The organism is Mucilaginibacter sp. 5C4 (assembly GCF_034345625.1).
In the GTDB taxonomy this organism is placed as follows: domain Bacteria; phylum Bacteroidota; class Bacteroidia; order Sphingobacteriales; family Sphingobacteriaceae; genus Mucilaginibacter; species Mucilaginibacter aurantiaciroseus.
In genome coordinates this window covers 862807-880382 of the sequence record NZ_CP133775.1, presented here as the reverse complement: position 1 = coordinate 880382, position 17576 = coordinate 862807, and the positions used below count along the sequence as shown (strand labels likewise).

Genomic DNA, 17576 nt, shown 5'->3' with positions numbered 1-17576 from the left:
GTATCGCTGACAATATAATGACCGCAATGTCTAATTTATAATCGTTCTAAATTACCGATTAAACCCCTTTAAATTACTGTAAACACTGTTTTGCCAAAAGCGGGCAGTATGTGAAAAAAGAAAATATGTAAAGATACTTTGAAAACCTATTTATTGTTTTAATATCCAGCCAATTATCCGCCACATTAACAATAACCGCATTAAAACTATAACAAATTTTAAAATTTACTAATAACTTCAACTATTAATTGCTAATGTAACATCAGAAAAATTAAAAAAGGCTGTTTGGATATCCAAACAGCCTTTTCAATTATGGTTATTAAATTATTGCTTTAAGATCCACGCAAATATCAACGGAACAACAATTGTCGCGTCGCTTTCTACAATAAATTTAGGGGTATTGATGTCCAGTTTACCCCAGGTGATTTTTTCGTTTGGCACAGCGCCCGAGTACGAACCATAAGAGGTTGTAGAATCGCTTACCTGGCAAAAATAACTCCAGAAAGGGATGTCGGTCATTTCCATATCCTGGTAAAGCATCGGCACCACACAAATTGGGAAATCGCCGGCAATACCGCCACCTATCTGGAAAAAGCCTACGCCTTTACCACCCGAATTTTTCGGATACCAATCGGCAAGCCATGCCATATATTCGATACCACTTTTCATGGTAGTGGCTTTTATTTCGTTTTTAATAACGTACGACGCGAAGATGTTACCCATAGTACTGTCTTCCCAACCCGGTACAACAATTGGCAGGTTTTTCTCTGCCGCTGCCAGCATCCATGAATTTTTAGGGTCTATCTCATAATACTGTTCCAACTCGCCGCTTAGCAAGATCTTGTACATAAACTCATGCGGGAAATAACGTTCTCCAGCGGTATCAGCATCTTTCCAGATCTTATAAATATGTTTCTGCAAACGGCGGAAGGCTTCTTCCTCGGGGATACAGGTATCGGTAACACGGTTATAGTGGTTCTCTAACAAATCCCACTCATCCTGTGGGCTAAGATCCCGGTAATTAGGCACACGTTTGTAATGCGAGTGCGCTACCAGGTTCATGATATCCTCTTCCAGGTTTGCACCTGTACATGATATAATGTCAATTTTACCCTCGCGGATCATTTCGGCAAGTGAAATGCCCAGTTCTGCGGTGCTCATGGCACCAGCAATGGTCACCATCATTTTGCCGCCTTCGGTTAAATGTGTTTCGTAACCTTTGGCTGCATCCATTAATGCCGCTGCATTAAAATGCAGGTAGTTTTTCTCGATGAACTGAGATATAGGGCCTCTTGCTGTGCTCATATTATTTTACTATTATTATTTTGCAAAAGTAGGTATTTTGCGCACATCAGAATTTTAAATTACAAATTCTACAAAACAAGTGCTTTAAAATTACCTTTATGGCACTACAGCACATGAAAAAAATCATCCTCATTTTACTCTTATCCACCCTTATAATACCCGTTTTCGCCCAGGTAAAAATGCTGCCGAAATTTATCCGCCGCATGTATTTTGAGAAGGATACCAGCAAACGCGGCAGCTTTGTGGTACTCCCCGTCATTAGTTCGGCACCCGAAACAGGTTTGGAAGCAGGCGGTTCGGCCCTTTATTCTTTTTATACTGATACCCTCAGCAACAAAACCCGGGTATCCAATATTTTTGCTTACGCGACATTGACCACCAAAGGCCAAAGCAGGGTAAACTTAAGCAGCAGCTACTGGGCGCCAAATAACAATTACCATTTTACGGGCGCGATTGGGTATATCAATTTCCCGTTCGATTTTTATGGCATAGGCAACAATACCGCTAAAGCGGATGCCGACCGCCTGGGCCAAAAACGCTTTCGCGTAACCTTTACCGGGGAGAAAAAACTTGGCGACTATATTTACCTGGGATTGGTGGCCGGTGGCTATGATTACCGTTTCCACGACCAGGAACCCGGCGGCATTTTCGCTACCGACCCAACCATTGAGGGTAAAAACGGAGGTACCATCCTTTACTTTGGGCCAAGTTTTATATTGGATAGCCGCAACAATAACACCTACACCACCAGTGGCACCACGCTTACCAGTTATTTAAACATCATGCATGGCGTGGGTGGCAATAGCGGTTACAGCGGCGGCTTTTTAAATATAGAGGTAACGCATTTTATAGCCCTTGGCAAAAAATTTGTGTTAGGGCTTGATGTGCAAAGCCAGAACATGACGGGCAGCCAGTCGCCGTTTTACCTGTTACCCGCACTGGGCAGCGACGAAATGATGCGCGGCTACTACAACGGCCGTTTCCGCGACCGCAACCTCTTAGTCGGCCAAACCGAACTGCGCTACCGCATGACAGAACGTTTTGGTATTGTGGGCTTTATAGGCGGAGGAGAGGTGTTCAACAAAGATTTTAACTTTAATCAACTAAAGCCAAATTACGGCGGCGGACTGCGCTACTTCTTCGATGTGCAAAAAGGCCTCAGCATCCGTGTAGATTACGGTGTTGGCGAAAAACGCCCCGGCGAAAGCAGGCAAAGCGGTGTTTATGTGGGGTTAGGGGAAGCTTTCTGATGTGCAGATATGCGAATTTTGGATGTGCAGATTAGGAAATACTCTGTACATCCGCACATCTGAAATCTGCATAATCAGCTACACCCTTATTTTAAAATCTTCCTTCGCCTGCCCGGTTTTAAAAAACACCACGCCTATCCAAAACAGGTCGACAGTGGCCGTTACCTGCGAGTGGGCTTTTATTTGTGCCCAGGCCTGTTTCATGCCATCGCTCCAATAAATATCATCGAAGATCAGCATGGTATCTTCGTGCACTTTGGGCAGGCACCATTCAAAGTATTTGAGCGTGGCATCGCGTTGGTGGTTGCCATCTATGTATACAAAATCAAGTTTGTCCAGTCCGGCAATAACATTTGGCAGGGTATCGTCAAAGTTCCCGGTGATTACGTTTATATCCTTTACCCCTGCCCTGGTAAAAACATCTTTGGCAACGCCGGCGGTTTCGGGGCAGCCTTCTAAGGTATATACTTTGGCATTTGGCGCGGCGGCCTGCAGGTACAGTGTGGTAATACCAAGGCAGGTGCCCAGTTCAACAATACTCGCGGGTTTAGTTGATGCCGCAAGTCGGTAAAGCAGCTTAGCCAGCTTAGGTGGTTTAAGCGCGTTCATGGTGATGGCGCTTATGGCTTTTTGTTTGTTATTGTTCACATGCGACCCTGCTCCCAGGTCGGTAACGTTAATGTAGCGGTCGTCCGTCAGCAAAATGTCGCGCTCTTGTTCTATCATTTCATATACAGGTTTATCAGCTTTATCATATATCACCTGGTCTACCAGGCGGTATACAAATGGAGAGTGCAAACCATGACGGTTTTTTGACGTAAGCCTGTGCAACAGATAATCTTTCGCGAACGTTAAATTGAACATAGCTGTAAAATTATTAAAAGGTTTAGTATTTTAGCATAAGAGATATATGATAAATCCTACAGAAGTAAATTCACTTATCCGTTTACTGGACGACCCCGATGCTGAAATATTCGGCCACGTGCACGAAAAGCTACTTTCTTACGGTACAGAAGCTATAGATTACCTCGAAAGCGCTTTCGAACAAGCCTTTGACCCCATTCAACAGGAACGGATAGCCAACCTGGTTCACGAGATCCAATTCGGCACTGTAAAAAACGACCTGAAACTTTGGCACCAAAGCGGCGCGTTCGATCTGCTGCAGGGTATCCTCATCATTAACCGCTACCAATACCCTGATCTTGACGAGCAAAAAGTAATAAACCAGATAGAAGCCATAAAACGCGACGTTTGGATCCAAATGATGAACGAGGCCAGCCCGGTAGAGCAGGTAAAGTTAATGAACCACGTTTTTTACAGCATCCACGGCTTTAGCGGCAACACCACCAATCACCGCGACCCGCAGAACAGCTATATAAGCCAGGTACTGGACATTAAAAGGGGCAACCAGATCTCATTAGCCATCATTTACGCCATCATCGCCCAAAAGCTGGACATTCCTATTTACGGTGTAAACCTGCCACAGCATTTTATACTGGCTTACCTTGATGAAAGCCGCGACAGCGAGTTTGAAGGCGGCATCCTGTTTTACATTAACGCGTTTAACAAAGGTTTCATTTTTGGCCGCAGAGATGTAGATATGTTTTTGAAGCAACTGAACCTGAAATTTGATAAGCAGTTTTACGAACCCTGCTCCAACTCAGACATTATTAAGCGTGTTATCCGCAACCTCATCAGCGCCTACGAACACTTGGGCTCATCAGAAAAGGTGGACGAATTGAATGAGTTGTTGCAGATAATGGGGGGATAAAAAACTAACCTCGTTTTAGTAAACTCATTGCCGTCACTTTTAAGTGACGGATACAAACAATTAGCGCATTGGCTTCAGCCAAAACGCCGTTAAGATTTAGGCTAAAGCCCAAACATCGCAATTTGCTATCTGTTGGCTAAAGCCAACGGCAATGATGTTCTTAGCCCGCCTATAATTATCCAAAACAATTACTTTTTTATATCTTTAGAACAAGACGTATAAACCACTATTTTTGTGGCTCGCTTTTTTAAAACATGATCACCAAACCCACCGTAGACCGCATAATGGAAGCCACAGATATTGTGGAGGTGATTGGCGAATTTGTACAATTAAAAAAGCGCGGGGCCAATTATGTGGGCCTTTCCCCCTTCGTTAACGAGCGTACGCCGTCCTTCACGGTATCGCCGGCTAAGGGTATCTTTAAAGATTTCTCGTCGGGCAAAGGAGGCAGCGCCGTTACTTTTTTAATGGAGCTGGAGAAGTTCACCTACCCCGAAGCGCTGAAATGGCTGGCCAAAAAATACGGCATCGAGGTGGAGGAAACGGTTGATACCACCGAAAACCTGGAGGAGCAGAACCACCGCGAAAGTTTGATGATCGTGTCCGGCTTTGCGGCTAAATACTTCCACGAAAGCTTACTGGATACCGATGAAGGCAAAAGCATAGGCTACAGCTATTTTAAAGAGCGCGGTTTTAGCAACGATACCATCAAGAAGTTTGAGTTGGGCTACTCGCCAGACCAATGGGAAGCCTTTACCGGAGAAGCCCTAAAACAAGGGTACAAGGAAGAATTTATAGTAGAGAGCGGGTTATCCGTTAAGCGCGATAACGGCTCGCTGTATGACCGTTACCGTGGCCGGGTGATGTTCCCTATCCATAGCTTTACGGGCAGGGTGATCGCTTTCGGCGGCCGTACGTTAAAGAGCGACAAGAACGTCCCCAAGTATGTAAACTCACCCGAGTCGGAGATCTATCATAAATCGAGCATCCTTTACGGTTTGTACTTCGCCAAGAAAGCCATCCGCGAGGAAGATAACTGCTATTTGGTGGAGGGTTATGCCGATGTGATATCCGTTCACCAGGCGGGGATAGAGAATGTGGTGGCATCATCGGGTACATCGTTAACCGTTGAGCAGATCAGGCTTATCGGTCGCCTTACCAAAAATATCACCATTTTGTATGATGGCGATGCAGCGGGTATCAAAGCTTCGCTACGCGGGCTGGATATGATCCTGGAGGAAGGCCTTAACGTAAAAGTGGTGCTGTTCCCCGATGGGCACGATCCGGATTCGTACGTGCAAAAGTTTGGCACCAATGCCTTTAAAACACACGTAGACAAAAACAAAAAAGATTTTATCCTATACAAAACCGAGATCCTGCTAAAGGATGTTGGGAACGACCCGATAAAAAAGGCCGAGGTTATCCGCGAAATAGTAGAAAGCATCGCCAAGATCCCCGATTCTATCAAGGCATCTGTATTCCTAAAAGAATGTAGTAACCGCCTGGAAATTGACGAGCGCGCGTTGCTCTCCGAGCTTAATAAAATGCGCCAGGCTAAGGCCAAAAAAGACAGTCAGCAGCCATACCAGGGCCGTAAACCCGAGCCATCGCCCGAAGACCTTTTATTTTTTGAAGAGCCGCAGGAGCACATTGCCAAAGAATCGGACACGCAGGAGCGCGAGATAGTCCGCCTGCTTTTAAACTACGGCAATAAAATGATCGATTGGGATGGTATTGCCAATACCTATATCGGCCCCTTTATGATAGCCGAGTTAAGTGATGTGGAATTTGAGCAAACGGAAACTAAAAAGTTCATGGAGATCTACCGCCAGGAAGTAGAGAATGGCGTACTGCCCGAGGAACAGCACTTTATCCATTATCATGATAAAGGCATAGTTGACCTGGTAGTAACCATGCTTGCCACCAAATACATCCTGAGCGAGAACTGGTACGAAATGCACAAAATTTTGGTGCCTGATGAGCAAGCCAACATGAAAGCTACCATCCTCGGTGCTATTTTTCATCTAAAAAAGCAAAAGGTTAGTAAGATATTGACACAAATTCGTAACGAGTTGCAAACTACTACAGGAGAGGTCGATCAGGAAATTCTGCTGAACCAATACATGCACATGAAAAAGGTGGAGAAGACAATCTCTGATTACTTAGGCTCGGTGATTATAAAATAATGGCATCCCACAACGATCTCGGCAAAAAAGGCGAAGCAATGGCGAAAGCCCACCTGGAAGCCACGGGGTACGAGATAATGGATGAGAACTGGGTTTTCGGCAAAGCCGAGATAGACCTGGTCGCTTATAAAGCCGGGATTATTATATTTACCGAAGTTAAAACCCGTACCGGCAATGCCTTTGGCGAACCCGAAGACTTTGTTGATGCACGAAAGCAGCGTTTACTGGTAGAAGCTGCCGACGAGTACATATATTTGATGAACCACCAGGGAGAAGTTAGGTTTGATATAATATCTATCCTGTTTGACCGTAATAGTAACCACACATTAAAACATATTGAAGATGCCTTTTGGCCTTCTGCCATTTAAGATGAACAAACGTATAGCACTTTTCGCCATTATAGCGCTGCTGCCCTACAGCTGTAGACAAGATAAAAAAGACGACGAATTTACCATTAGCCCGGATGCGGGCAGCAACTACAAAAGCGGCGAGCAAATTGCCCTGAAGATTGGTTATCCAAAGGATGTTAAGATAGATTCCGTTGTTTATTTACTGGATAGTACACGCGTTGGCTCGGCTAAAGACTCGGCCACGGTAACAGTTAAAACCGATAGCATTGCTCTTGGCGCGCGAGTAATTACCGCCAAGGTTTACCAGGGCGGCAAAAGTCAGGATCTTACGACAAACATCAACCTGCTTGCCGCCAAAGCACCGGAGCAGTTAGGTTTTGTAATAGAAAAGGTTTTCCCGCATGATACCTCCTCATATACCGAAGGTTTAGAATACCAGGACGGGATTTTATATGAAAGCGATGGCGGGCGGGCGGCAGAAGGAAATGGTCAGTCGAGCCTGCGTAAGGTTGACCTCACTACCGGCAAAGTACTTAAAATAACAAATATCGACCCAAAGATCTTCGCTGAAGGAATAGCTGTTATAGGCGACAAAATTGTACAACTTACCTACACCGAGAAGATCGGGTTTGTATACGATAAAAAAACGCTTACGCTTCTTAGCAAATTTGACAACAATGTTGGATTAGAAGGTTGGGGGATGACCCATGATGCTGACAAAATTTATATGGATGACAGCACCAACCGTATTTGGTTCCTGAATAAAGATACCTACCAGCAAAAAGGATTTATTGATGTGTATGACGATAAAGGCCCTATAAACGAACTAAATGAGCTGGAATATATAGACGGTAAGATTTATGCTAATGTTTATCACCAGGATTATATTTTGGTAATAAACCCCAAAACCGGCGCTGTTGAGCAAAAGATAGACTTAACGAGCCTTTATCCTGAAGGGCAGCGCAACCCCCACGCCGATGTACTGAACGGCATTGCATATGATAAAGCAACCAAACGCATTTTCATCACAGGTAAAAAGTGGGATAAATTGTTCCAGGTGAAGTTTGTGAAAAAGTAAAAAGAAAAGCCGCGAATTTCGCGGCTTTTCTTTTTATAAAATGGCTATACAAAGTTTTAAACTTGCAGCTTTTTCTTTTCGAAACTACAGGGCGTTTCTACTGCTTGCTGCAAACTCAAAACTGAACCTACCTCCAGGCTTTGTATTGATTGATCAAACCATTGGTTGATGAATCGTGACTGATTATCTCTTCGTTGCCTTTAAGCTCGGGCAGGATCTTGCCGGCCAATTGCTTGCCTAATTCAACACCCCATTGATCAAAACTGTAGATGTTCCAGATGATGCCCTGTACAAATATTTTGTGCTCATACATGGCTATCAGGCTGCCTAAAGTATGCGGCGTTATTTTTTTAACCAGGATAGAGTTTGTTGGGCGGTTACCTTCAAAAACTTTAAACGGTGCAATTTTTTCTATCTCTTCTTCGCTTTTACCGGCCTTTTCCAATTCGTCAATTACCACTTCTTCGGTTTTACCGTTCATCAAAGCTTCGGTTTGGGCGAAGAAATTTGATAGCAGCATGTTGTGGTGCTCGCCCAGCGGGTTGTGCGATTGTGCAGGTGCTATAAAGTCGCAAGGGATCAATTTTGTTCCCTGGTGTATCAACTGGTAAAAGGCATGCTGGCCGTTGGTGCCCGGCTCTCCCCAAATAACGGGGCCGGTTTGGTAGTCTACATGCTTGCCATTACGGTCTACATGTTTACCGTTGCTCTCCATATCCCCTTGTTGGAAGTATGCCGCAAATCGGTGCATGTATTGGTCGTACGGAAGGATAGCTTGTGTTTCGGCTTCAAAAAAGTTGTTATGCCAGATACCTATCAGCGCTAAAATAGCAGGCAGGTTTTGCTCAAGTGGCGCGGTTTTAAAGTGGTTGTCCATGGCATGGGCGCCATCAAGCAAGGCTGCAAAATTATCAAAGCCAACGCTCAGGGAAATGGATAAACCTATCGCGCTCCATAAAGAGTAACGGCCGCCAACCCAATCCCAAAACTCAAACATATTTTTAGTGTCGATACCAAATTTCTCAACACCCTCACTATTGGTAGATAATGCCGCGAAGTGTTTGGCCACATCCTCGTCCTTACCACCGTTTTTAATGAACCAGTCGCGGGCGCTGTGTGCGTTTCCCATAGTTTCCTGCGTGGTAAATGTTTTTGACGCGATCAGGAACAGCGTAGTTTCCGGGTCAACCTCTTTTAATGTTTCTACAATGTGCGTTGCATCTACATTGGATACAAAGTGCATGGTTAAGTGGTTCTTGTATGCTTTCAATGCTTCGGTAACCATCACCGGGCCCAAGTCTGATCCGCCGATGCCGATGTTTACCACATCAGTTATCGCTTTGCCGGTGTAACCCGTCCACGCGCCGCTAATGATGGCCTCGCTAAATTCTTTCATATGATCTAACACGCCGTTCACATCGGGCATTACATCTTTACCATCAACTAAAATTGGGGTATTACTGCGGTTACGCAAAGCGATGTGCAAAACAGGGCGGCCTTCGGTAACATTGATCGTTTCACCGGAATACATGGCTTCAATTGCCTTGTTTACACCACACTCGCGTGCTAATTGGGCAAGCAACGCAAGTGTTTCATCATCAATACGGTTTTTGGAATAATCCACCAAAATATCCTCAAACTGAAGAGAGAATTTTTCAAATCGCTGAGTATCAGTTTCAAATAATTCCTTTAAACTTTTTGATACGATATCGATGTAATGGTCGGTTAAGTATTTGTACGATTGGGTGCTCGTGAAATCAATATTTGGCAGCATAATTGTAATGTTTTTTGTAAAAATAACAAGTTAAAACTGCGCCAGGCTTTAAATGTGAAAAAAGGACAGTTTGGTGTTATTTATACACTTATCAACAATGCCTACATAGTGTTTGTTTTACACCAACAGAATTGTCATTTCAACAACAAATGTTTGATAATTTTTAGAAAGTGAAAATAAATATTTAATATATTTGTGGGGTTGGTAAATAAACCAGGCATTTTTCATCATTTTCTTAATTCGTTTTTTAAATACATTACACCATGTTCGAAAAACTTTTTTTGCTCGTAAAAAGTAACGCTGATACGGCTGTTATTAACAACCCGGTAATTGCGGTGGGAGATCGCGAGTCGGTGATCAATGAGGCTTCAAGCTCTATCATAGAGGTTTTAAAAAACCAGATGGATAGCGGCAAGTTAAAAGACCTTGTTAAATATTTTCAGTTTTCGGCCATTTATGAAAACCCGCTTATTACAAGTGCGGTTAACAGGTTTGCCAACAAGCTAAATAATTTTTATAATATCAGTACCACAGAGGCTATGGCTATTGCCGCTAGTTTGATACCCCCGGTTATGCACCAGTTGATGGAGCAATCTAAAGGTGATCAGAACAAAGAGTTTGCATTAAGCACCATACTATCTAAGGTTAGCGGTAATAACGTTGCCAATATGGGTATGTTGCTAAACCAGATACGTATAGCGTAAGCTTAAAATGTTTTACAATGAGGCCTACAATTTAATTGTAGGCCTTTTTTATTGGCCTAACCGCAATTTTATATATTTGCCATTATGACAAAAGAGAACATGCAGGATTTAAGGGATAGAACAACTTCCCTGAGGAGGCATCTTTGACATCGATACCAAACTCGATGCCATGCAAAAGGAACAGGATATAACCTTAGGCCCAAACTTTTGGGACCATCCTAAAGATGCCGAAAAGGTTTTGGCATCCATCAAAACAAAAAAAATATGGACCGACGCTTTCCAGAAAGTGGTTTCGCTTGTGGAAGATACCAACGTACTGTTCGAGTTTTTCCAAAGTGGCGATGCTACCGAGGGCGAAATGAACGACCAATACGCACAGGCCTTAACTGCCGTTGAGGAGCTTGAATTTAAAAACATGCTTAGCGCCGAGGAAGATCAGTTTAACGCCGTGCTGCAAATTACAGCTGGCGCCGGTGGTACCGAAAGCTGCGATTGGGCCGGTATGCTGATGCGTATGTACATTATGTGGGCCGAAAAGAATGGGCATAAAGTATCTGAACAGGATTACCAGGAAGGTGACGTGACCGGTGTAAAAACAGTTACGCTGCAAATAGAGGGTGAGTTTGCTTATGGTTACCTGAAAGGCGAAAATGGCGTCCACCGTTTGGTGCGCATTTCACCATTTGATTCTAACGCCAAGCGCCATACCTCATTTGCTTCAGTATATGTTTACCCTTTGGTAGATGATACCATAGATATTGAAGTGAAGGATGCCGATATTGAATTTGAGACCTTCCGCGCAGGTGGTGCGGGTGGCCAAAACGTAAATAAGGTAGAAACTGCCGTACGTTTATACCACAAGCCATCGGGTATCATCATCAAAAACCAGGAGTCGCGCTCGCAATTACAGAATAAAGAAAACGCTATCCGCTTGCTAAAATCACAGTTGTATGAAGCTGAAATGCGCAAACGTGCAGAGGCATCAAGCGCGGTGGAAGGCAACAAGAAAAAGATAGAATGGGGGTCTCAGATCCGCAACTATGTGTTACACCCGTATAAGCTGGTTAAAGACCTGCGTACAGATCACGAAACATCTAACGCCGCCGCTGTACTGGATGGCGACCTGAACGAATTCCTGAAATCGTACCTGATGGAATTTGGAGGGCCGAAGAATTAAACCCGTTTGTCATCCTGAGCTTGTCGAAGGATTTCACGAGAGATGCTGAAACGAGTTCAGCATAACATTCTTAGATTATTACAAAAAGCGATGCTGCACACCACAGCATCGCTTTTTGTTGATGTAAGTTGTAACTTACCTTTACCAATTCTACTTTTTATAATGAAGCATATTTTAACCGCGTTGATATTGACTGCCACTACAACCATTGCCTTTAGCCAGGAACAAAAGCCTTTACCGCTTTATCCAAAAGGCGTTCCTAACAGCAAGCCCACTCCTGCAAACTACAAGGAAACCATGAACGATACTTACTGGATAACCAATGTAAGTACGCCGACATTAACCCCTTACCTGCCTGCAAAAGGCACAGCCAACGGTACGGCCATTGTTATTTGCCCTGGTGGTGGATACGGCGGTCTGGCATCAGCTCATGAAGGTTTCGCGATAGCTAAAGAATTCAATAAAATTGGCGTTACAGCATATGTGTTAAAATACCGCTTACCAACTGATAGCATTATGGTTGATAAAACCATTGGCCCGTTGCAGGATGCACAGCGCGCGATACAACTGGTTAGGCAGGATGGCGCCAAATGGGGCGTTAATCCGAACAGGATTGGCATTATTGGTTTTTCGGCGGGGGGCCACCTCGCATCAACCGAGGGGACGCATTTTGATAAGGTAGTGATTGATAATAAAGATAACATCAGCGTTCGCCCCGATTTTATGATGCTGATTTACCCCGTGATAACCTTTGGCGAAAAGGCCCACGTTGGCTCGCGCGATAGCCTGATAGGCAAGAACGCAACACAGGATCAGATCGACCTATACTCGAACGAGAAACAGGTAACCGCCAATACGCCGCCAACCTTTATCGTCCACGCCGAAGATGACGATGTGGTACCTGTAGAAAATGCTTTATTAATGTACGAGGCTCTATTGAAAAATAAAGTAAAAACCGAAATGCACCTGTTCCCCGCTGGTGGCCATGGATTCGGCTTGGTAAATTCCAAAAGCAAGGGTTTATGGTTTGATTGGGCGAAGATCTGGATGGGTGATAATGGGTGGTTAACTAAATAATTAATCGGCTCTTTTTGTAGCGAGAACCACGTTTTTCGCTTTCAAAAATGAAACAGCGATCCCTGCCAAAACTATCACACCACCAATAATTTCTTTCGCATGCAGTGTTTCGCCCAATAAGCCAACGGCTAAAAAACCTGCTATAACGGTTTGGCCGAGCAGGGATATTGCCACCCTGGTCGATTCGAGGTAACGTAATGAATGATTGATGGTAAGCCAACCTATCAACTGGCAAAGCATCCCCATCCCCAGGAAACAGCCCCAAGTGCCGGTATCAAAGCCTGTTAGCGCATCGCCACGGATTAACGCAATAGTTAACAGAAACACGGCCGCCCCAAGCATATTGTAAAACATAAAAGTGAAGGTATTTATATGTTTAATGATGCCTTTAGTGATCATGAGGTAAGCGGCATAAAGCATACTGGCAGCCACGGCATACAATATGCCCGAACTAAATTGTAGGTGCAGCACATTATCGTACCCTACCAATATCACCATCCCAATAACCGCCACAAACGTGCCCGCCCAAAACAGCTTGCCTGCTTTATGTTTGAATAGTATATAACTCATTAGCCCTACCCAAACCGGCGCGAGATTAGCCAATAAGGTTGAGATAGTAGCGCTGATCTTAAGCAACGATATATTCCACATGGCAATATCAGCCCCAAAAACAACGCCGCCAATAATGGTGATGATAAGCGCCCGGCGGGTAGTTTTCAATTTGCCTTTTAAAATGCAATAAGGTAGCAGCAACAACCACGCAATAAATATCCTGTAAAAGCCCGATGTAATGGCCGGCGAAGCGGCAAGCTTTACAAATATTGGCGAAAAGGAAATGCACACAATGCCAATAACAAGGCTCAGTTTGGGTTTCATCAGATTTTATTGAGCTGCAAACATAGCTCGTCTGAACCGGAATTTTAAAGGAATTTATCGAACGGAAGTAAAAATCATTCTGCTCATTCTTAAATTCCTGAAATTCGAGTTCTGACAAAAATTTTCACACCCCCTGTATCACAAGCAACTTTTTTAACGTATAGTACAAACAACACCATTAAATAAACAGATTATGAAAAAGTTAACATTTACCTACATGGCTCTCTTAACACTTTTACTTAGCGCTTGCTTAAAAAAAGACGACAATTGCTGCAGAACAGGGTACCAGCAATATTTTGTCACCGAACGAAACGGCCTATCGGTTTATGCAGAGCCATTCAGCAAAAAAATTGGCACCGACTCCATTTCTGTTTTAGGCCTTAGCAGGGATGCCGGTATTAAAATGCACATCAAATATACCGGTAAAGGGACTTATACGTTAACCGGCAACCAGGCAAAATACTACCAAATAGTTGGTAACGATACCGTAAGCCGTTATAACGCGGGGATTGCTGCAGGCAGCACGCTTGAAGTTACCGACGTAGATTCAACCGTGAAAGCCATTACCGGGAAATTCACTTTGAAATTTAAACGTACGTTCCCCGCTACATCAAGCATTTATCCGGATAGCGTTAAATTCACTAAAGGCAATTTTTTAATTTACCTGCCTCGCTAATTTTATATCCAGCCCCACGCAAGCCCTCCCCGCTTAGGGAGGGCTTTAGGCATTATAAAAATCTATTTGCAAAAGTCTCCCCTGCCGGGGGAGAATAGAGAGTGCTTTTTAGCAAATAATTGTATTTTTACCGCTCTAATACTTTTTATATGAGCTCTCGTACAAAAATCAAAGCACTGCTTGAAAGCGGTAAAACCGATATTGATGTAACTGTTAAAGGATGGGTACGTACCTTCCGTAACAACCAGTTTATTGCTTTAAACGATGGCTCTACCAATAGCAACCTACAAATTGTTGTTGATTTTGAAAACACCGACCCTACCATATTAAAACGCATCACTACAGGCGCGGCGCTTAGCGTTAGCGGCAGGTTAGTGGCATCTTTAGGTAAAGGACAAAGTGTTGATGTTAAAGCCACCAGCATCGAAATTTTGGGCGATAGCGACCCGGAGAAATACCCGCTGCAACCTAAAAAACATAGCCTTGAATTTTTACGCGAGATAGCGCACCTGCGTTTCCGTACCAGTACTTTCGGCGCTATTTTCAGGGTGCGTAACACGCTGTCATACGCTATCCATACCTTTTTCCAGGAACGTGGGTTTGTTTACCTGCACACGCCAATCATTACTCAATCCGATGCAGAGGGTGCTGGAGAAGCATTCCATGTGACTAACTTCGATCTGGCTAATGTGCCGCGTACCGATACCGGCGAGGTAGATTATAAGCAAGATTTCTTTGGTAAATCTACCAACTTAACCGTATCTGGTCAGCTTGAGGGCGAACTTGGCGCCATGGCACTGAGTGATATTTATACCTTCGGCCCTACCTTCCGTGCCGAAAACTCTAACACTACCCGCCACCTTGCCGAGTTTTGGATGATAGAGCCGGAAATGGCTTTCTATGACCTGAAAGACAATGCCGACTTGGCTGAAGAACTTTTAAAATTTGTTATCCGCTACGCGCTGGATAAAAACAAAGAAGATATCGAGTTTTTAACCCAACGTTTGCTTGACGAGGAAAAACAAAAACCACAGCAGGACCGCTCTGACCTTAACCTGTTAGAGAAACTACAGTTTTGTTTAGATAACGATTTTGAACGCCTGACTTATACTGAGGCCATCGAGATCCTGAAAGAATCTACCCCAAATAAAAAGAAGAAATTCCAATACCCGATAGAAGGCTGGGGTACCGACTTACAATCGGAACACGAGCGTTACCTGGTTGAGAAACACTTCAAAAAACCGGTGATCCTTACCGATTACCCCAAAGAGATAAAATCATTCTACATGCGCCAGAACGACGACGGTAAAACCGTTGCCGCTATGGATATCCTGTTCCCTGGTATTGGAGAAATTGTAGGTGGATCGCAGCGTGAAGAGCGTTTGGATAAGCTTGAGCAACGTATGGACGAGATAGGTATCCCTAAAGATGAGCTTTGGTGGTACCTGGATACCCGCCGTTACGGTGGCTGCCCGCACGCCGGCTTTGGTTTAGGCTTTGAACGTTTGGTACTGTTTGTTACCGGTATGGGCAACATTCGCGACGTGATCCCTTTCCCAAGGTTCCCAAAGAACGCGGAATTTTAAACCGCTGATTTATACATTTTATGATTACGCCGATTATTTTATGATCGGCGTTTTTGTTTTATTTCCTGTAATGCCGTTCGTTAGCCAAGGGATCTGCATCCCACATATATTTTGTAATTTGCCTATGAGATGCCTAAAATAGTATTAACCACAATCATCAATGCTCCTATCCAACGCTGTTTTAATATCTCTCGTGATATTGATGTGCATGTAGCTTCTACCGCGCATACCGGCGAACGAGCCATTGCAGGTCGTACCAGCGGCTTGATTGAATTGGGTGAAACGGTTACCTGGCGGGCTAAGCACTTTGGCATCCGGCAAAACCTCACTTCAAAAATAACAGAGTTTAATTCACCTAATTTCTTTGCAGATGAAATGGTTGCGGGCGCTTTCAAAAGCTTCAGGCACGAACATTATTTTGCTGAGGAGAGAAAGCAAACTGTAATGCGGGATGTATTTGTTTTTGAATCGCCGTTAGGCTTACTTGGGAAGTTGGCAAATTGGCTATTCTTGAAAAGATATATGACCGGATTGCTGGTTACACGTAATCTTGTCATTAAAGAGGTGTCGGAGAAGGATTGGCTAAAGCCAGAAACTCTCTACATTTCACCCGTGGGCTAAAGCCAACGGCAATGATGCCTCTCCGTTTATAAAATAAATTTTCATTGCCGTCCCATTTATGGGACGGGTTAGGAAATTAACATACTGGCTTTAGCCGAACTATTAATCATCCAATCGGTGTAATCATTTTACAATCAGTGCAATCTAAAATCACTCCCTTTTATAATCCTTATGCACAATTAAAAAGCTGGCACGTTCTTCTTTGTGGAAGGGGATATCCCAGTTGCCCTGGTAGCTTATTTTGATGGGTAATAGCTGGTCGTTGAATTTGTTGAGTTCGATGTTCATCTGCACATTAAAATCAAACAGCATGTTACTGTATTTCATATCGATATAACGGCCCAGGATCTCAAAGTTATTTACGTCAAAAATGGTGGTCATCTCCTGTATCATCACATCATCGGCAGCGGTACTTGGCTTACGCTTTACTTTAAAGCGATATACGGGAATGCTATCAAGGTACTTACCGCGGGCAAATTCATAGGTATAAAACTGCTTTAACTCCGGCCCAAAAATTTCTGTTTTACTGCTGATGAACGGAATGCCATTTACACGCCTGCCCGGTGTGAACACAAGTTTTTTTAGCTTGGCTTTGTAGCCCTCGTTTTTGCCTTTATTCTCTTCGGATGTCCCCTCACTTTTTACATAATCGGAGTTGTAGGCATTCATAAAAATATAGTCGAACATTTCTACGGTATACAACTGGTACTTACCGTTCTTTTTAAATACGTTGCCACTATCGCGCTTAGCGGTGTATTCTATTTGATGTTTGCCACCGCTATTGCTGTGCAGCAAGCGCCGGTAAACTTTACCATCAACTTTGTTCTTTTTATCGTAAGTGAAAATTCGATTCTCGGCCGTAAAGGCGTAATATTTCATGTTTTGAAACGCTTTGTAAAAGCTGGTATCGTTCATTACCGCGTCAATAAAGTCCTGCGTGTTTAAACGGTGAGAGCGGATATTTACAGCTGAATCAATAACAATGGTAAGAATAGTATCGGGGTTAAAACGCGGGATCTGCTGCGCTTTAGAGGTGAGTGCAGAGAGGAGTAAGCAGAAAGCTAAAAGTAGTTTTTTGTTCATATAATAGTCCATGGTCGATAGTCTCACAGACCATCACTTATAAAGAACATTACAGCAATACA

General features: G+C 43.8%; 16 protein-coding genes. 11 read left to right on the top strand and 5 right to left on the bottom strand.

The features are described 5' to 3' along the window. Nucleotides 1-324: 324 nt before the first annotated feature. On the bottom strand, nucleotides 325-1305 hold the full coding sequence (locus RHM67_RS04075) for a deoxyhypusine synthase family protein (protein WP_322230795.1): 981 nt from the start codon (nucleotides 1303-1305) through the stop codon (nucleotides 325-327). Between the two features lie 113 nt (nucleotides 1306-1418). Here RHM67_RS04075 and RHM67_RS04070 point away from each other — a divergent pair, with 113 nt between their 5' ends. After that, nucleotides 1419-2555 carry a polymerase gene (locus tag RHM67_RS04070; protein ID WP_322230793.1) on the top strand — a complete coding sequence of 379 codons (1137 nt, stop codon included), beginning with the start codon at nucleotides 1419-1421 and terminating at the stop codon, nucleotides 2553-2555. Nucleotides 2556-2633: 78 nt separating this feature from the next. Here RHM67_RS04070 and RHM67_RS04065 read toward each other — a convergent pair whose 3' ends face one another. Beyond that, nucleotides 2634-3419 carry an O-methyltransferase gene (locus RHM67_RS04065; protein WP_322230791.1) on the bottom strand — a complete coding sequence of 262 codons (786 nt, stop codon included), beginning with the start codon at nucleotides 3417-3419 and terminating at the stop codon, nucleotides 2634-2636. A gap of 46 nt (nucleotides 3420-3465) precedes the next feature. Between RHM67_RS04065 and RHM67_RS04060 the strand changes: the two genes are divergently transcribed. From RHM67_RS04060 to RHM67_RS04045, 4 genes are all read left to right on the top strand, one after another. Further along, nucleotides 3466-4326, top strand: a complete 861-nt coding sequence (locus RHM67_RS04060; RefSeq protein WP_322230789.1) for a transglutaminase-like domain-containing protein — start codon at nucleotides 3466-3468, stop codon at nucleotides 4324-4326. A 254-nt stretch (nucleotides 4327-4580) separates the two neighbouring features. Further along, complete coding sequence (gene dnaG, locus RHM67_RS04055; RefSeq protein WP_322230787.1) at nucleotides 4581-6512, top strand: DNA primase; 1932 nt, start codon at nucleotides 4581-4583, stop codon at nucleotides 6510-6512. Further along, nucleotides 6512-6880 carry a YraN family protein gene (locus RHM67_RS04050; RefSeq protein WP_322230785.1) on the top strand — a complete coding sequence of 123 codons (369 nt, stop codon included), beginning with the start codon at nucleotides 6512-6514 and terminating at the stop codon, nucleotides 6878-6880. Before dnaG ends, RHM67_RS04050 begins: the two co-directional genes overlap by 1 nt. After that, the gene (locus tag RHM67_RS04045; protein ID WP_322230783.1) at nucleotides 6855-7940 is read left to right on the top strand and encodes a glutaminyl-peptide cyclotransferase; all 1086 of its coding nucleotides are present in this window, start codon (nucleotides 6855-6857) and stop codon (nucleotides 7938-7940) included. Before RHM67_RS04050 ends, RHM67_RS04045 begins: the two co-directional genes overlap by 26 nt. A gap of 127 nt (nucleotides 7941-8067) precedes the next feature. Here RHM67_RS04045 and pgi read toward each other — a convergent pair whose 3' ends face one another. Further along, entirely contained in the window at nucleotides 8068-9714 is a 1647-nt protein-coding gene (gene pgi / locus RHM67_RS04040) for a glucose-6-phosphate isomerase (RefSeq protein WP_322230781.1), read from the bottom strand. Nucleotides 9715-9977: 263 nt separating this feature from the next. On the opposite strand from pgi, the gene RHM67_RS04035 reads away from it, so the two are divergent. The 3 genes from RHM67_RS04035 to RHM67_RS04025 all read left to right on the top strand — a co-directional run bounded on the left by RHM67_RS04035 (nucleotide 9978) and on the right by RHM67_RS04025 (nucleotide 12672). Then, complete coding sequence (locus RHM67_RS04035; RefSeq protein WP_322230780.1) at nucleotides 9978-10418, top strand: hypothetical protein; 441 nt, start codon at nucleotides 9978-9980, stop codon at nucleotides 10416-10418. 84 nt (nucleotides 10419-10502) lie between these two features. Then, a protein-coding gene (gene prfB, locus RHM67_RS04030; protein ID WP_322230778.1) for a peptide chain release factor 2 occupies nucleotides 10503-11595 on the top strand; the annotation gives its coding sequence in 2 pieces (ribosomal slippage) (nucleotides 10503-10562 and nucleotides 10564-11595; 1092 coding nt in all). 162 nt (nucleotides 11596-11757) lie between these two features. Next, nucleotides 11758-12672, top strand: coding sequence for an alpha/beta hydrolase (locus tag RHM67_RS04025; RefSeq protein WP_322230777.1), 915 nt, complete (start codon nucleotides 11758-11760; stop codon nucleotides 12670-12672). Here RHM67_RS04025 and RHM67_RS04020 read toward each other — a convergent pair whose 3' ends face one another. Then, complete coding sequence (locus RHM67_RS04020; protein ID WP_322230776.1) at nucleotides 12673-13548, bottom strand: DMT family transporter; 876 nt, start codon at nucleotides 13546-13548, stop codon at nucleotides 12673-12675. It abuts the gene before it with no gap. A 193-nt stretch (nucleotides 13549-13741) separates the two neighbouring features. On the opposite strand from RHM67_RS04020, the gene RHM67_RS04015 reads away from it, so the two are divergent. The 3 genes from RHM67_RS04015 to RHM67_RS04005 all read left to right on the top strand — a co-directional run bounded on the left by RHM67_RS04015 (nucleotide 13742) and on the right by RHM67_RS04005 (nucleotide 16431). Continuing rightward, complete coding sequence (locus RHM67_RS04015; RefSeq protein WP_322230775.1) at nucleotides 13742-14224, top strand: hypothetical protein; 483 nt, start codon at nucleotides 13742-13744, stop codon at nucleotides 14222-14224. Nucleotides 14225-14373: 149 nt separating this feature from the next. Next, nucleotides 14374-15810 carry an asparagine--tRNA ligase gene (gene asnS / locus RHM67_RS04010; RefSeq protein ID WP_322230774.1) on the top strand — a complete coding sequence of 479 codons (1437 nt, stop codon included), beginning with the start codon at nucleotides 14374-14376 and terminating at the stop codon, nucleotides 15808-15810. Between the two features lie 129 nt (nucleotides 15811-15939). After that, on the top strand, nucleotides 15940-16431 hold the full coding sequence (locus RHM67_RS04005) for an SRPBCC family protein (protein ID WP_322230773.1): 492 nt from the start codon (nucleotides 15940-15942) through the stop codon (nucleotides 16429-16431). Nucleotides 16432-16581: 150 nt separating this feature from the next. Here RHM67_RS04005 and RHM67_RS04000 read toward each other — a convergent pair whose 3' ends face one another. Continuing rightward, nucleotides 16582-17514, bottom strand: coding sequence for a hypothetical protein (locus RHM67_RS04000; RefSeq protein WP_322230772.1), 933 nt, complete (start codon nucleotides 17512-17514; stop codon nucleotides 16582-16584). Nucleotides 17515-17576: the final 62 nt, after the last annotated feature.

Excerpts from the sequence above, each read along its gene's own strand:
- RHM67_RS04035 (WP_322230780.1), top strand. The coding sequence starts at position 9,978 with ATGTTCGAAAAACTTTTTTTGCTCGTAAAAAGTAACGCTGATACGGCT.
- RHM67_RS04075 (WP_322230795.1), bottom strand. The coding sequence starts at position 1,305 with ATGAGCACAGCAAGAGGCCCTATATCTCAGTTCATCGAGAAAAACTAC.
- RHM67_RS04020 (WP_322230776.1), bottom strand. The coding sequence starts at position 13,548 with ATGAAACCCAAACTGAGCCTTGTTATTGGCATTGTGTGCATTTCCTTT.
- RHM67_RS04065 (WP_322230791.1), bottom strand. The coding sequence starts at position 3,419 with ATGTTCAATTTAACGTTCGCGAAAGATTATCTGTTGCACAGGCTTACG.
- RHM67_RS04050 (WP_322230785.1), top strand. The coding sequence starts at position 6,512 with ATGGCATCCCACAACGATCTCGGCAAAAAAGGCGAAGCAATGGCGAAA.
- RHM67_RS04000 (WP_322230772.1), bottom strand. The coding sequence starts at position 17,514 with ATGAACAAAAAACTACTTTTAGCTTTCTGCTTACTCCTCTCTGCACTC.
- RHM67_RS04060 (WP_322230789.1), top strand. The coding sequence starts at position 3,466 with ATGATAAATCCTACAGAAGTAAATTCACTTATCCGTTTACTGGACGAC.
- RHM67_RS04070 (WP_322230793.1), top strand. The coding sequence starts at position 1,419 with ATGAAAAAAATCATCCTCATTTTACTCTTATCCACCCTTATAATACCC.
- pgi (WP_322230781.1), bottom strand. The coding sequence starts at position 9,714 with ATGCTGCCAAATATTGATTTCACGAGCACCCAATCGTACAAATACTTA.
- RHM67_RS04005 (WP_322230773.1), top strand. The coding sequence starts at position 15,940 with ATGCCTAAAATAGTATTAACCACAATCATCAATGCTCCTATCCAACGC.
- dnaG (WP_322230787.1), top strand. The coding sequence starts at position 4,581 with ATGATCACCAAACCCACCGTAGACCGCATAATGGAAGCCACAGATATT.
- RHM67_RS04015 (WP_322230775.1), top strand. The coding sequence starts at position 13,742 with ATGAAAAAGTTAACATTTACCTACATGGCTCTCTTAACACTTTTACTT.
- asnS (WP_322230774.1), top strand. The coding sequence starts at position 14,374 with ATGAGCTCTCGTACAAAAATCAAAGCACTGCTTGAAAGCGGTAAAACC.
- RHM67_RS04025 (WP_322230777.1), top strand. The coding sequence starts at position 11,758 with ATGAAGCATATTTTAACCGCGTTGATATTGACTGCCACTACAACCATT.
- RHM67_RS04045 (WP_322230783.1), top strand. The coding sequence starts at position 6,855 with ATGCCTTTTGGCCTTCTGCCATTTAAGATGAACAAACGTATAGCACTT.